The following is a 14934-nucleotide window of genomic DNA, read 5'->3' as shown; positions in this document are numbered from 1 at the left end:
GCTTTCTCCTAACTTATTACACTATTATTTACAAGATGGGATCTGAATATTATTTGCTCAGCTGGATATGGCGGTGTAAACTCAAAATCAAAAGACACTTTTCCGCTTGCAATATTTGCCGGTGTATTGAGTTCGGGAGTTGCATAACATTTTCCACTGATAATTGCTCCTTGCGCTTTTAAACTTGCAAGGTAAGAATTCACCCCCTCAATCACATCATCTATATAAGTTTTGGTGATATTGCGATCAACTGCACATAAATGAGCTCGAAGTAGACTATCATTGATTAAATCTGCAGTCCTTCTCACTGACAGAAAAGCCCATTTTGAGTCATTTGAACATGTTCTATTTCCCCAAAGCCTATAGCCGTTTTGATGAATTATCGTTGTTACTTCATTTTCATTTAAGTGGTTTGCTCTACAATTTGCATAACCTAAGCTAAAATCAATAGGCCTGCTTGTGCCAACAATACCATTTATCTCTTTATTTGAAGGTGAATGCCAGAAGCCTTGTTCGCTGTCTATTTTAGCTATTAAACCAGCTACAAATGGACTCGATGGCAAGATTTTTTCTTTTCCTTCAATAAATAACTTAATCCATGGGTCAACTACGTAAACTCTTGAGCTGCCTACACTTTTTCTCCATTTTATTGCTTCTTCATCATTAGTATTTGGTCCGTCTGCAACAATAATTGCTCTTAATTTTTCTGCTATGGAAATTAAAGCACTCACTACTGGATTTACTCCATCTATTTCAGGTAACTGATGAGTAAACTGAGGTGCAATTAATATTCTTGGAGCAACATGAACTATACTTTCACTACTGAGGAATGCCTCTATCCCTTGATATTCTCCAGTCTCTTTATCAACTCCACCGATTATACTTTGAATAGTTTCACTTTCTTTGAGCTTTGGATCGCTGTTTTCACTTTCTTTAACTCGAATAACTACTACTGTTGCACCAATCTGGGAAAATATTCCATTTATTGCAGAAGGTAAACTGCCACTCTTTCCGAGCTTTGCTGCTTCCTTTAAGCTTCCTGCAACTAACACTGGTTTATTTAGCGGAAATTTTTGCTCATCTGCTTCAGGTGCAGTACCAATTACACCTATCACTGATGATTTAGCTGTACGTACTGTCTTTGCTCCTGAGGTTACCTCAATAACATTTACGCCATGTAAAAATTCTTCAGCCATTTCTTTGTATTTTTTTCCTGAAATCATCTAGCAAAGTCTGTAGCTCATTTTCACTTTTGGCTTCTTCAATCTTTCTTTTGGCTAAATCTTCAAGCTCTTCACATTTAATTATTGCTTTTACTGCTTTTTTCACTTTTTCCTCAATTATTCTTGCCATTTCAATAACCGTAATACCACGGACTTTTGCTAAAGGTTCTATAATTTCTTTATCCTTTTCATCTATAGATTCTGGTGCTGCTAGAATGCTTTTTGCGGCTTCCGCTTGAATCTCATAAGATTTAGCTTTTTGGTGAGAATGACCTGCATATTGGTGAGTATGATTATCATAATAGAAACGCATACTATCAAATGCACAAAGCTTCGCATTATCCAGTAACTCCTTTTGTATATCTTCTTTAGTACGCTGAGCAATTTTTCCTCCTTCTGTTAAACAATAGCTTTTTTGCCAATCAAAATCTTCTGGTGCTTCATACCAATCATTTTCAGTTGGCTTGCTTTCAAGTGTTGTTGTTTCTACTTGTTTATCATTTTCAAATCTAATGTAGATAGACATTGTTTGTTACCTCCAAATCTCATACGTGTTAGATAATCCTGGACATTGCCAACCCCTGAGCGTCCTTTCCACATCTACCTCAAGCCCTGTGGTGAGAAAATTGCTACGTATGTTATAAATCCCCCACTGAATAAATTGACCATAGTTGTGTACATAATTTGATGCAAGCATACCTTGACTAACTTGTGTTCTGGAATACAGATAAGATGATGTGTAAAGTAATATTGCAACTGTTTTTCCTGCTGGAATCTCCACATTACCAGATCCGGCTAACTTGCTATCAGAACTCGTGTATTGGTAAACATTTTTCCATACTATTTTTGAAATACTTGATTTATTAGAATTAGTGTTATCAGGAGTTCCCACAAATAATCCTGCTCCCCCATACTCCGTACTCGAATACGATGATCCAACAAATTCCATTGTCTTATTTATGTTCACATTGGTTGTATTTTTTACAAATACTACTCCAAGTGCAGCATACGGGTAATAGTATATCTCATCATAACTACCCGAAAAACTTTTTGTGCATAACTCTCCGTAAATAAATGTTCCTTTACTTCCCTCTATAAAACTTAGTTGTCTTGGCCGATAAAAACTAACGTAATCTGTATTGTACGTATGGCTACCTGCTAGTAGTTGTAACATATAGTCAGTTTTTGTTATATCACTACTCCACTTTCCAAGCTCTGTCGTAAAAGTTCCGTGGCCAAAATAATTATTTTTTCTGCCAAGTACACCAAATAAGAAAGGTAATGACCCTGGTTCAACCATGTTGCGCTTTCTTATTTCATTTATAAGAGACGCTTTTAACTGTTCATCCCGAGTTTTTACCTCATTCAGGATGTTTTCAATTCGAGTTTCTATTTCCCTAATAATTGATGAGCCACTTGGCACATCATTAACAGTACGGAAGTTATTCACTAAACCTTTAAGACCATCTTTATGACTGTTACTAATGCTATTTATTGCTGCAATATTGGCATTCTTTCTCGTATCAAGTAGCGATAAATTTGTTGTTCCTTTTTCATCAATTCTCTTTAATAACTGCTTCTCTGATTCAGAGATCACTGCTAAAGAACTAGCTTTTTTATTATCCAGATCAGTTAAGTGTTTTTTTGCACTATCAAGAAGTTCTTTTAGCTTACCATCTGTCATCTGTACAATTTCAGAAACTGCACTTTTGTCGATTATTGATTCCAATGCTTTAGCAAGATATGCTAATTGATCTGGTGTACTGTTTTCTGCTAAATCCTTAAGCCTCTTTTGTAGTGCATCAATTATTTCTTTTACTTTAGTCATTTGCGCAATATCAGAAATAGCTTTTTTATCTGCTATCAATTCCAGCGATTTTGCAAGATATGCCAGTTGATCAGGTGTGCTACTTACTGCTAAATCCTTTATCCTTTGATGTAACGCTTCTATTGCTTCTTTCATTCCCAAAAATTCAAAAAAGTTTCAAATCTAAATCGTTCAAAATTACTTTTAAGTTGATTATGTTTATTTTCTCTATTACTCATATCCTCATCTACTTTTTCTATAGCTCTGCGAATACGTACTACATCTTCCACTGCAATATTCTCTGGGTGTGGCAAAGGATATCCGCGCCTCGTTTCATCATTTGGCATTTTCTTACGTTATAACAACCCGCAAGTTTTTTACTGTATGGTCCCAGAGAGTGATGGTATACTATCATCATCATTTAAGGAGTCATTATGGGACAGATATTACATGGGTGCGCCAAAACAACACAGACGATTCGTAGAGCAATACAAAATAGAAAAGAGAGCATAGCAAAACTCTCCAAGCATTATAACCTTAATCCAAAAACTATTATTAAGTGGAGAAAACGTTCATTTACGAAAGATGCTGATATGGGTCGAAAGCATCCAAGATCAACTGTTTTAACGCTAGAAGAGGAAGCTATAATAGTTACATTTCGCAAGTATACACTACTGCCACTAGATGATTGCCTTTACGCTCTGCAGTCTACAATTCCGCATTTGACTCGCTCTAGCTTGCATCGTTGTTTACAAAGACACAACATTAGCAGATTACCAACTGTTGATGGAGAAGTTAAGTCAAAAAAGAAATTCAAACAATATCCTATCGGTTACTTTCATATTGATATTGCTGAAGTTAGAACTGAGGAGGGCAAATTACATTTGTTTGTTGCTATTGATAGGACATCCAAATTTACCTATGTTGAGTTGTGTAACAGTGCTACAAAACCCATAGCTGCTGAGTTCTTACGTAATTTGATTAGAATTTTACCGTATAAAATCCATACTATTTTGACAGATAACGGTATACAATTTACAAACCAGAAGCGTCATAAGTATGCTTTCCAACATATATTTGATAGAGTTTGCGAAGAGAATGTTATTGAACATCGTTTGACAAAAGTTAGCCATCCTTGGACGAATGGGCAAGTCGAGCGTATGAATAAAACTTTAAAGGATGCTACAGTTAAGAAGTATTACTATCAATCGCACCAGCAACTTAAAGAACACCTTTATAACTTTGTTATGGCTTATAATTATGCAAAGAGACTCAAAACTCTTAAGGGTCTTACTCCTTATGAATTTATATGTTATCAGTGGACACAGTCTCCAGAATTATTTATACTAAATCCACACCATCACACTCTGGGACCATACATCATAGCTCTTTCCACAGAAGTCCGGATATGATAAGATTAAGGATAGATGGCGATAAGGAGGTTGGATGCCGGCAGCATATAGTTATGATTTAAGAAAAAAAGCAATGGAAGCACTAGACGAAGGGGAAAGCAGAGAAGCAGTGGCAGCAAGATTTAAAATTGGACGAACTACTTTGTGGGAGTGGAAGCAAAGAAAAAAAGAAACAGGCGACTTTCAGTCAAAAAACTCGGTAATGGAGGTTACAATCAGAAAATTATCGACTGGAATAAGTTTATCGAATTTGCTAAAAAACACGGTAGAAAAACTCTGTCGGAAATGGCTAAACTTTGGGGCAACGTTAGTATCGAAACGATCCACCGAGCTCTCAGAAAAATTGGATTTACGCGCAAAAAAAGACATATGGATACAAGGAAAGGAACGAAGAAAAACGTGCTGAATTCTTAAAAATTATAGCAACAAAAGAACCAGAAAACTTAGTGTATATAGATGAGTCTGGGATTGATAACACGGAGGACTATCCATATGGGTATTGCCAGAAAGGACAGCGATTTTATGCCCTAAAATCTGGAAAAAAAACTCAACGAATCAGCATGGTTGCAGCCTTAAGTAGAAGAAAGATAGTTGCTCCATTAACATTTGAAGGCCACTGTAATATGGATATTTTTAATGGATGGTTTGAGCAATTTTTGGCACCGATCTTAGAACCTGGACAAACTGTCATTCTTGATAATGCTACTTTTCATAAGTCTGATAAGCTTATCAAGCTCGCTAAAGGAGTCGGTGCAGAAATTTTGTATCTGCCGCCTTATTCTCCAGATTTTAACAAAATTGAGCATCATTGGTTTGCTATAAAAAACAGAGCCAGGAAAAACATTCCTCTATTCGAATCCTTTCGTCGTGCTGTTGATTCTGCCTTCCTATGACCTATTCGGACTATTATGAGAAATGCTATAATAGTGACGTTGTTTGTTATAAAAAATTTCTATATATTCAAATATAGCAGTTTTGATATGCTGTTTAGAGTGCCGAGAGGTGTCTATTGGTAACTCCCTTTTTAGAGAACTGAAGAAGCTTTCTACAACAGAATTGTCGTAACAACAGCCTTTATTACTCATCTATATTCTTTACAGCTAAGAGATATTGATACCCTTGCGCAGTATATTGTGAACCTTGGTCACTGTGCAGCAGTAGATTTTTAACAGGTTTACGCCTATTAATGGCCATTAATAAAGAATTCATAACCAATTGTTTATTTATTGCACTACTCATTAACTACCATACGTGAGAATTATTGCTGCCAAATATAGCCATCCCTCCTTGGTTTTGATGTAAGTAATCCCATACTTTATTTGGTTGATCAACAATAAAGTTTTGATCTAGTATATTGGGAGCTACAGCTCTATTATCTGTTTGTTGTTTTTTAATTTTAAACTTTCTTTTCAGTATAGCCCTGATGTCATTTTTCTGCATAATACTTTGCACCGTTTTCAAATTGCAACTTTTACCCAAAGCCTTCAATTCAGCATGAATTTTAGGAGCTCCATATCTACATTTAGAAACTTGATATATTTTTTGAATAGCTTCGAGTAGCTCTTTATTTGCTGATTCTCTACTGCTTATTTTTCTTGTGGTCCACTTATAGTAGCCACTAGCAGAAAATCCTACATAATTCCTGTACTTTATAGCAGTTACTATATAAAAAAATATTTTACTCTTTTTGACTGGCCAGGGCTTTTTTTTAAATGTCTCTTTCCCTTGTTACTCTTGCTTTGTAAATCAAACCTCTCTTTGTCGTAAGGAGCCATGTTACCTCTACCTGGAAATGCATTTGCCGCTGACTTTTTTTCGTTGTGTTTCTTTATCCATTTTCCTAATAAACCACCCTTTATTCCTAAATCTCTTGCTATTTTTGTAATTGTTTGACCTGCCTTTCTTTGTTCATTTGCCAGTTTAACAGCTTCCAATTTGAATTCTGCCGTATATTCTCTTACCATTTCTAATCCTCCAAAATTTTATTTTACCCAAAAAAACTCTTTTCTTTCTCTCCACTTTTTCTGGGTAAGGTCAAACAATGACTATGCAAAAAACCTAATAACATGTATAATCTATAAATAATTTCTGAGGTAGATTGTGAAACTAGGTGTTAATATCGATCACGTTGCAACCCTCCGCAACGCACGCGGAACTTCTTATCCAGATCCATTGAAAGCAGCAGAAATAGCCATTGACGCTGGAGCAGACTTTATTACTGTACACTTACGAGAAGATAGAAGGCATATTAGAGATGAAGACGTATTTAACCTAAAAAAAAGCATTAGCACTGAGCTAAATCTTGAAATTGCAGCCACGGAAGAAATGCTTGAAATAGCAAAAAAGGTAAAACCCTATTCGATTAGTATAGTACCAGAAAAAAGAGAAGAATTAACAACCGAAGGTGGCCTGGATATCGTGAATATGCACAGTAAACTTTCTAGTATAATAGAGGAAATGCATAGCTCTAGCATAAAAGTCTCACTGTTTATCGATCCAAATATTGATCAACTAAAATATCTTGAAAAGCTAGGGACAAAACCTGACATAATAGAAATTCACACAGGGGATTACTGTGATAATCCATCAGAAAAAAAGTTACAGTTAATTACTAATGCTGCAGAGTACGTCAATAAATTAGGAATAGAATGCCACGCAGGACATGGCATAACTTATAAACACGCTAAGAAGATGACAAGAATACCTCACATCTCAGCTCTTAACATAGGCCACTATTTAATTAGCGAAGCTGTATTTTACGGCTTACACAGCGTAGTAAAAACAATGAAAATGACAATGTCTAACTAACTGCTGCTTTTTCCTTCTCATTTAAAATACTTAAAAGAGTTTGGCTTGCTTTAAATTTTACCCTTGTCTTTTTAGGAACAGTCATGATCTGACCACTTTGGGGGTTACGACATTGTTTTTCCTGACTGATAGTAGTAGAAAATGTTCCTATTCCATGCAAACGTATTTCACCTTTCCCATGCAGCTCATTCTTTATTATTTTAATAAACGCATCATGAATCTTGCTCAAATCAGATTTTGTTATATCTATATTCTGACTAGAACAATCTTCCTTTAATTGTTTTATTATATCTTCTTTACTCATAAATTACCTTAATATTGAAAAAATCACATAAATAGCATATTATGTTGACACCGATAGTCAACTAAATTCATCACAAAAATAGAGGATATCATACATTTTTGCAAATATTTGTATAATACTTACAAAAAAACACCCCTATAAAATAACTATCTCTTAGAAAATTGACACTTTTTCCGAGCTTTATGTTGACCATATTTCTTACGTTCAACAACACGTGAATCTCTAGTTAAGAACTCACCATTACGTAGTATAGAATGCAAATCTTGGCTTACACTACTTAAAGCTCTGCTTATTCCATGAGCTAGAGCACCTGCTTGACCAGATAGCCCTCCACCTTTTACAGTTACAAATACATCGTATTTATCCAATGTGGAAGTTGCAACAAATGGCATTTTTACTATTTGGCACACTGACTCTCTTTTAAAATAAGAAATTAGATCGCCTTTTTTGTTAACACTAAATTTTCCACTCCCCGGCTTTATCCATACTCTTGCTACAGATTCTTTTCTTCGGCCTGTAGCATATAAACGACCAAGCGAATCAACTGCTGATTTAATTGTCTTTTCTGACCAATCATTGTTATTTATTGTAGAACTCTTCATTTTTACTCCATTACTTTTTATTTTTACGATTCAAAGAGGCAAAATCTATCTTTTCAGGTTGCTGTCCTTGATGCTTATGCTCTGAACCAGAATAAACATACAAATTTTCAAAGCGTCTACGTGCCATAGGCCCATCATCAAGCATCCTTTTCACTGCCATTTCTATTACACGCTCAGGAAATTTGCCATTTAAAATATTATCTGGAGTAGTTTTCTTCAAACCACCAGAATAACCTGTATGCTTATAGTAAATTTTATCTTTAAGCTTCTTTCCGGTGAAATGCACCTTTTCTGCGTTGATAATAATTACATTATCGCCACAATCCATATGAGGTGTATACTCAGGTTTATGCTTTCCACGTAATAGTGTCGCTACAAATGCTGCAAGCCTCCCTACCACTAATCCTTCTGCATCTATGACAAACCACTTTTTATTGATTTGTTTCTCCTTTAAGAAAAAAGTCTTCATTATTTGATCCAACAATAGTAAGCTATGATATACTTAATTTCTCAATAGTGTCAACAATATTAGTTATTGATTATTAAAGTAATTTATGTTAGTAATTGAGCTGCGCAACCAATATGCATAGGAATTAGAATGTTTCGATTGATTATCACACTTGCGATCATTTTTAATACTATAAGTTGCTATGCAACCGATGTGGGAGAAGTGATAAGCAAAGCCATCAAAAATAGCTCAAAAATAAAGTCTCAATTTTACCAATATAAAAGTGCAGAAAAACACTATAAATCTTCTGGGTTAGCTGGATTTTTACCTGACATTAATTTGCAATACAATTTCGATAGTAACTTTAATCTTGATACATCTGAAAAAAAACTTACATTGCGCCAGAAATTAATCGATGGCGGTGGTACCTTTGCCACATTCAGTCGATCAAGCCATCTTCTCAAAGCAGAAAAGATGCGATTTCAGCAATTAAAACAAGAGCTTGCACTTAATGCTGTGAAAGCATATGTTAATGTTTTACAAAAGACAGAAATATTAAAGCTCAGAGAACATAAAGAACGCGTTTCTTTGGAACATTTGTCAGCTATGAAAAAACGCTTTTCCCTTGGAGAGGTAACCAATGCTGAAGTTTTGTTAGCAAAAGCAAAATTTTTGTCTTCTATATCCGAAAGAGTTGATGCTGAAGGTAAATTAAAGTTGGTAAATATTGCTTATTATCATTTGATTGGCGAAGATGCTGATGACCTTTCTGAAGCTAATGATAAACTACCTTCTGTTCCAGAGCTAAATGAATGTTTACAGTTAGCAAAAACCAATAATTTATCTCTAAAAGCAGCAGTTTATCAAAAAAGAGCAGCCGGAATGGAAGTGATTGCTGAAAGCTCTAAGTGGCTTCCTTCTTTAAATCTAAGTGCAAGCAAAAATTTTGGGGAGGATGGTATGAAGGTAGACAAACTATTAGAAAATGTTCATGTAGTTTTTACTCTTGATGTTCCAATCTTTAAGAGAGGAGTTAATGCTTTTGGTGTCAGTAAAGCTAAAATGGATGCAAAAAAATCTACCTACGATTATTATGAAACGGTAAAAAATATAGAACAAGCAGTTGTAAATGCTTGGAATAATGTGTTGACAGCAAAGGCCATTATCAAAGCAAGTCAAGAAGCGGAAAAAGCAGCAGCTCTAGCATTGGAAGGAGTTGAGCAAGAAGTAAACTTAAATTTAAAGAGTACATCTGACCTTTTGGACACTGAAGATGCATTATTTAAAGCACGTTCAGACTTAGTTGAAGCAAAAAGCAATTATGTGATTAGTGTTTACAACTTGCTTTTTATGATAAATAGTATAAACCTCTAAATTTAATGGTATTAGCACTATGCATGATGAACAAGGTAATCAATCTGTAAAAGATATCCTAGAAGATATAAAAAAAGCTATATCGGGTAAAAACGCGAGTAACGATAAAGCAGAAATAAAGGATGAAAATGATGATGTGCTATACCTTGAGGAAGAGTATCCAGAAGAAATAGAAGAAGATGGCAAAAAAGAAAATAATGAAAAAGAGGACATTGATAATGATGACCAAAGTGAGGAAATGGCTTGCAACAATAACCAATTTAATGGCCATAGCTACAATTCAGAAGAAAAAAAAGATATTTATTTGTACGATAATATCCAAATGAGTAATAACAAAGCGAGTAATAGCGGCTTACAAGCGCAAAATAACGATCATCTAATTTTAAAAGAGAATATGGAAGAGATCAAAGCGTTGCTTGGAAAAATGCAAAACGAATTACAGCATAAACAACAAAAAAAAGCGAACCTTACTGTTGAAGAATTAGTTACATCTCTTTTAAAACCTCAGCTCTCAGAATGGCTGAATAAATATCTACATGCACTGGTAAAAGAAGTAGTTGAAAAAGAGCTTAAAGATATAATCAATAATAAGTAGGGTATTAGCAATAAAAACTAGAGTAAAGACAGCTAGAGGCAGAAAACTATCTTCAACAAGGTGGCTACATCGTCATTTGAATGATCAGTATGTGCAAAAAACTAGCAAGGATGGTTATAGGTCACGCTCAGCATATAAGCTGGTAGAAATAGATAACAAATTTAAATTATTCCAAGAAGGGCAAAAAATTATTGATCTTGGTGCTTCTCCTGGTGGATGGTCACAAGTTGCATCTCAGAAAGGTGCAAATGTGGTTGCTCTTGACATAAAACCAATGAACGCAATTAATGGAGTAGAGTTTATACAATGTGATATTATCAATGAGTTTGAAATTTTAAGAGAAAAATTAAAGGATCAAAAATTTGATGTAATTTTATCTGACATGGCGCCCGAATCTTGTGGTTTAAAATCGTTGGATCATATCAGAATTATGCTTTTATGCGAAGCAGCGCTCAATTTTGCAAAGCATTTCTTGAGTCATGGTGGCACGTTTGTAGTAAAAATTTTCCAAGGAGAATCTGACAAAGATTTTTGTAACGAGCTAAAAAAAATGTTTAAAACAGTAAAATACTTTAAACCAAAGTCAAGTAGATCTGAATCTACAGAAATGTATTTGGTAAGTTTAGGCTTTATTGGCAGCAAACCTTCTATATAATATTAATCTAGGTAGTCCGCAGAAACAAAAAACTTGCTTGACAAACCTCGCCAGCCCCCTTATCATGAAACTGAAGCTATTGTATTTGCTTTCGCCAATCTGCAGATTAAAAGGTAAGGATTACTTAATGTATCGGCGTCTTATGTTCAATTTTTTGCAGTATATAGATACTGTATGTCTTTACAAAACTTCATCTACATCTAGATTTTTATCTAAATAAGCTGAACGCGCTTATAAAGCGTTACAAGACATCAAAAAATGCCAATACTCGACAGAGATAGTAAAAGACTAGCTAACTCGGGGATTCTTTGTCTTTTTTTCTGCTTAGTAAATTTCTTAAACATTTGCAGCGTAGGTTAGTTGCAATTAAAAGCAGCTAAATCTTGCTTGTCAAGCGTTTAAAACATAAAAAACGCCAATATTTTAAAGCAGATAATAACCCCAGGGCTTCTTTTGCCTTTTTTTTTATTTGGTAAATTTCTTAAATATTTATAGCTAAACGACAATCGTCATCCCAGCGGGATCTGGAGATACCGCGGCGGTATGACGGTTCGCGACGGCATGACGATAAGGTTTATATCTTGTCATCCCAGTGCTTGACACTGGGATCCAGGAATTTTATTAAGTTGGTGAGCATAAAAATAGCTGTTTTACGTTAAAATACAATGTTTTGATGATTATGGAAAGGCTGGATTCCAGTGTCAAGCACTGGAATGACACCATAGGGGCACTGCCATCATAAAGGAACCAGTGTCGGCTACTCGGATGACATCATAGGGGCGCTGGGATGACACCCTGACAATCGTCATCCCGCTACTTGTTAGCGGGATCTGGAGATACCGTGACGGTATGATGAGGGAGAACAGTTAGCGGATGAGATACCGCGAATGAATCGTGGTATGACGGTTCGCGGTGGCATGATGTAGGACTGCTGTGACACCATTATAGAATGAACCAGTGTCAGCTACTTGCATAGAAAATGTTTATGACTAATTTTTAGATCAAACATGGAATTTCGACAAACTTAACTTTTTTGTGAGATGGTTCAGCAATAATAAATAAATTGAGAGGAAAGGTTACGGCAATGGAAAAGAAAAAGTTTTTTGAAATAATAAATGAGGTAAGCAAGAGTGAAGGTTTAAATGAGAATAATTTACTTGAAAGAATAGGGAATAAGCTAAAAGATGCAGACTCAATAGTATATAGCACTTATAACAATTTGAAGATAGGTAAGATGTTCAGTATATTAGATTCAGACAAAATTGTAAATTATATGTTGGTACATCTTGCTGTGGAATGTAACAGTGTACCAATAGTAAAACTCCTACTAGCAAAGGAAGCAAAAGTTAATGAACCAATATATGAACTTGATGAAGCTAAGTCTAAGCTAACTGCTTTGCACATTGCTGCTTTGCATGGTCATCAAGAGATAGTTCAGCTTTTATTGAATAATGACGCAAATCCTTTACTAAAAGATAGTCAAGGCCGAACTCCAAGGGATATTGTCGGCGATGTAGAAGGTAAAAAGGCTATAATAAAAATGTTAGAGGAAGGAGAACAACGTTATGCTGAGACAAGAGCTACGAGAAGACAACCTTATAGACAAGGCACTTTACTGCAGCCTAATAATAAAACTCCAGGAAATTTAGCTTTGAACGGAAATAACGTAACTGCTGCAGTACAAGCATTGGGTGCAAAACATCAGGAAGAGAATAGTAGAATTACACCAAACAACAAAAAAGTCTATGTACAAGATGAGGATGAACAGACTTCTTCAAACTCAATCGTTAATGAAAACAATACAGACAAAGTAGATGATACATTAGAAAAAGAACAGGCTATAAGAGAAAGAGATGCTATGGCGCAAAAGTTGCAAGAGGCAGAACAAAGACTTGCCAATAATCAGAAGCGCATAGAACATAATGACTTGCACAGTCAACATCCAGAGCAGTATACTACATATAATGGGGAACAGACCTTTTTAAATAAAAGTAATAGTGGCGATAGTGGAATATATTTTGATGCAGATGAATCTGAAGCTTTAGGCCAATCTATATTAGAAAATGGAGAAGATATTAATGCACAAGATAAAGATGGCGTGACCCATTTATATTGGGCTGTTGCAGATAACAATAAAGAATCAGTGGAACTTTTGGTAAAATGTGGAGCAAAAGTTGATGTACAGGATAAAGATGGACTGACCCCTTTACATTATGCTGCTGCATATGGTTGTGTAGAGATTGCAGAATATCTAGTAGAAGGTGGAGCAAATGTTAATGCACAAGATAAAGTTGAGCATACTCCCTTATATTATGCTCTTGCAAATGACAATAAAAAATTAGCAAAGCTTTTGATAAAGCATGGAGCAGATCGCTCATTGATAAAGGATGAAGACCTAATAGATAGACTAAACAGTATGTGTGATCAGCCATCTGAGGTTGTACCTAGTACCTTTTCTCATTCCAAAACACACAACGCAACGGAAACTCCAGAAAAAGCAGAAAAGGTTGAAAAACGTAAAGCTAAGTTAAAAGAATTACGTACTCAGCTAAAGGATGAGCAGAAAAAGAATGAATTGCTAAAACAAAAAATACAAGATCTAGAAAGTAAAAACACAACGCTTAATAGTGAATTAGAAAAAACAAAAACTAAAACAGACGAAGTACCATTAGAAAAAGCGCAAAAGGAACTAACAGAATTGAAAAGTTATATCACTGGACATGGAGCTAGGCTGGACACACTGGAGAAACTCAATGAAGAGAATGAATCACTAAGACAAGAAATAAAAAATCTAAAAAATGAAAACACAACACTTAAGGGTGAATTAGAAAAAACTAAAAAAAACGAAGTACCATTAGAAAAAGCGCAAAAGGAACTAACAGAATTGAGAAGTTATATCACTGGACACGAGACTAAATTGGAAGCACTGGAGAAACTCAATGAAGAGAATGAATCACTAGAACAAAAAATACAAGATCTAGAAAGTAAAAATACAACACTTAATAGCGAATTAGAAGAAAACGAAAATAAGCATTCTAAAACAAAAGTGTTGTTAGAAAAAGCGCAAAAGGAACTAGCAGAATCAAAAAGTTGCATAGTTGGACATGAGACTAAGTTGAAAGAATTCGATAAAGAGAATGAATCACTAACACAAAAAATAAGAAGTCTGGAGAATGAAAACACACCACTTGATGGTGAACTGGGCAAAACTAAAACAAATGAAGTGTCACTAGAAAAAGTAGGAAAAAGACAATTTTCCCCAAAAGTTGCCTATGCGAGCCTTGCAGCTATGTTAGCAGTAGGTGCTGCTCTTAGTATTGCTTCCGGATTGTCTGCTCTATTAATAGTTGCAGCTTCTGTGGTATCTGCACTGATAGCTGGTGGCATTACATACACAATATCAAAACCCATCGCTGAACCAAAACCTACCACTGAATTGAAAGAAGTGAATATTCAAGATTCAGCACAACGGTGTTTGTAAAATTTAATTTGTACACTTGCTATAGATTCCAGTGCGTGACGCTGGAATGTAGTAAAAAGTATTTGTAAGTTACACAGTAGTGTGAATTTTTTACTTCGGTAGTTTTTCATTGTCATTATAATCATAATATAGCTCTTTTTACAATAATCCGAACAGACCGTAATATGCTACTGGCCTGCTATAGCCATAAACACATATCTTATCGCATTCGGACTATTATAAGAA

General features: G+C 35.1%; 17 protein-coding genes and 1 pseudogene. 7 read left to right on the top strand and 11 right to left on the bottom strand.

Annotated features, from left to right (window positions below):
- Positions 1–8: 8 nt before the first annotated feature.
- Genes ABWU67_RS01650 through ABWU67_RS01635 form a run of 4 tightly spaced genes read right to left on the bottom strand, consistent with a single transcriptional unit; the run spans position 9 to position 3377 of the window.
- A complete protein-coding gene (locus tag ABWU67_RS01650; protein ID WP_353282222.1) occupies positions 9–1196 on the bottom strand; it encodes a phage tail sheath subtilisin-like domain-containing protein in 1188 nt (395 codons plus the stop codon).
- Positions 1189–1749 carry a hypothetical protein gene (locus tag ABWU67_RS01645; protein ID WP_155968663.1) on the bottom strand — a complete coding sequence of 187 codons (561 nt, stop codon included), beginning with the start codon at positions 1747–1749 and terminating at the stop codon, positions 1189–1191. Before ABWU67_RS01645 ends, ABWU67_RS01650 begins: the two co-directional genes overlap by 8 nt.
- A 6-nt stretch (positions 1750–1755) precedes the next feature.
- Positions 1756–3186, bottom strand: a complete 1431-nt coding sequence (locus ABWU67_RS01640) for a hypothetical protein (protein ID WP_022626305.1) — start codon at positions 3184–3186, stop codon at positions 1756–1758.
- Positions 3183–3377, bottom strand: coding sequence for a hypothetical protein (locus ABWU67_RS01635; RefSeq protein ID WP_010962688.1), 195 nt, complete (start codon positions 3375–3377; stop codon positions 3183–3185). The genes ABWU67_RS01640 and ABWU67_RS01635 overlap by 4 nt, the downstream gene beginning before the upstream one ends.
- Before the next feature lie 87 nt (positions 3378–3464).
- On the opposite strand from ABWU67_RS01635, the gene ABWU67_RS01630 reads away from it, so the two are divergent.
- Both ABWU67_RS01630 and ABWU67_RS01625 read left to right on the top strand, forming a co-directional pair.
- The gene (locus ABWU67_RS01630) at positions 3465–4442 is read left to right on the top strand and encodes an IS481 family transposase (RefSeq protein WP_353282095.1); all 978 of its coding nucleotides are present in this window, start codon (positions 3465–3467) and stop codon (positions 4440–4442) included.
- Positions 4443–4476: 34 nt separating this feature from the next.
- Positions 4477–5335: pseudogene (locus ABWU67_RS01625) on the top strand (IS630 family transposase).
- On the opposite strand, the gene ABWU67_RS01620 reads toward ABWU67_RS01625, so the two are convergent.
- The 4 genes from ABWU67_RS01620 to ABWU67_RS01605 form a co-directional block, all read right to left on the bottom strand.
- Positions 5330–5527, bottom strand: coding sequence for an IS3 family transposase (locus tag ABWU67_RS01620; RefSeq protein WP_353282094.1), 198 nt, complete (start codon positions 5525–5527; stop codon positions 5330–5332). The pseudogene ABWU67_RS01625 and the gene ABWU67_RS01620 overlap by 6 nt on opposite strands.
- On the bottom strand, positions 5520–5681 hold the full coding sequence (locus tag ABWU67_RS01615) for a DDE-type integrase/transposase/recombinase (protein WP_010082071.1): 162 nt from the start codon (positions 5679–5681) through the stop codon (positions 5520–5522). The genes ABWU67_RS01620 and ABWU67_RS01615 overlap by 8 nt, the downstream gene beginning before the upstream one ends.
- A gap of 3 nt (positions 5682–5684) precedes the next feature.
- Positions 5685–5981, bottom strand: coding sequence for an IS3 family transposase (locus ABWU67_RS01610; RefSeq protein ID WP_231115910.1), 297 nt, complete (start codon positions 5979–5981; stop codon positions 5685–5687).
- Between the two features lie 122 nt (positions 5982–6103).
- Positions 6104–6406, bottom strand: a complete 303-nt coding sequence (locus ABWU67_RS01605) for a transposase (RefSeq protein WP_264373917.1) — start codon at positions 6404–6406, stop codon at positions 6104–6106.
- A 136-nt stretch (positions 6407–6542) separates the two neighbouring features.
- On the opposite strand from ABWU67_RS01605, the gene ABWU67_RS01600 reads away from it, so the two are divergent.
- A complete protein-coding gene (locus ABWU67_RS01600) occupies positions 6543–7250 on the top strand; it encodes a pyridoxine 5'-phosphate synthase (protein ID WP_006279877.1) in 708 nt (235 codons plus the stop codon).
- Here the strand turns inward: ABWU67_RS01600 and ABWU67_RS01595 are convergent.
- From ABWU67_RS01595 to rplM, 3 genes are all read right to left on the bottom strand, one after another.
- Positions 7243–7554 carry an HU family DNA-binding protein gene (locus ABWU67_RS01595; RefSeq protein ID WP_341822037.1) on the bottom strand — a complete coding sequence of 104 codons (312 nt, stop codon included), beginning with the start codon at positions 7552–7554 and terminating at the stop codon, positions 7243–7245. The genes ABWU67_RS01600 and ABWU67_RS01595 overlap by 8 nt on opposite strands.
- 146 nt (positions 7555–7700) lie before the next feature.
- Positions 7701–8156, bottom strand: a complete 456-nt coding sequence (gene rpsI, locus ABWU67_RS01590) for a 30S ribosomal protein S9 (RefSeq protein WP_353282093.1) — start codon at positions 8154–8156, stop codon at positions 7701–7703.
- 10 nt (positions 8157–8166) lie between these two features.
- Entirely contained in the window at positions 8167–8625 is a 459-nt protein-coding gene (gene rplM, locus ABWU67_RS01585; protein WP_010082596.1) for a 50S ribosomal protein L13, read from the bottom strand.
- 129 nt (positions 8626–8754) lie between these two features.
- Between rplM and ABWU67_RS01580 the strand changes: the two genes are divergently transcribed.
- The 4 genes from ABWU67_RS01580 to ABWU67_RS01565 all read left to right on the top strand — a co-directional run bounded on the left by ABWU67_RS01580 (position 8755) and on the right by ABWU67_RS01565 (position 14709).
- Complete coding sequence (locus ABWU67_RS01580) at positions 8755–9978, top strand: TolC family protein (RefSeq protein ID WP_353282092.1); 1224 nt, start codon at positions 8755–8757, stop codon at positions 9976–9978.
- A 19-nt stretch (positions 9979–9997) separates the two neighbouring features.
- Positions 9998–10573 carry a PopZ family protein gene (locus tag ABWU67_RS01575; protein WP_010082598.1) on the top strand — a complete coding sequence of 192 codons (576 nt, stop codon included), beginning with the start codon at positions 9998–10000 and terminating at the stop codon, positions 10571–10573.
- Between the two features lie 76 nt (positions 10574–10649).
- Complete coding sequence (locus ABWU67_RS01570) at positions 10650–11228, top strand: RlmE family RNA methyltransferase (RefSeq protein WP_353282091.1); 579 nt, start codon at positions 10650–10652, stop codon at positions 11226–11228.
- A 1084-nt stretch (positions 11229–12312) separates the two neighbouring features.
- Complete coding sequence (locus ABWU67_RS01565; protein WP_353282090.1) at positions 12313–14709, top strand: ankyrin repeat domain-containing protein; 2397 nt, start codon at positions 12313–12315, stop codon at positions 14707–14709.
- The last annotated feature ends 225 nt before the right edge of the window (positions 14710–14934 follow it).

The organism is Wolbachia endosymbiont (group A) of Aleiodes leptofemur (assembly GCF_964028465.1).
Lineage (GTDB): Bacteria > Pseudomonadota > Alphaproteobacteria > Rickettsiales > Anaplasmataceae > Wolbachia > Wolbachia pipientis.
Note: the sequence above shows the minus strand (reverse complement) of the source record. Positions and strands in the feature narration are given on the sequence as shown.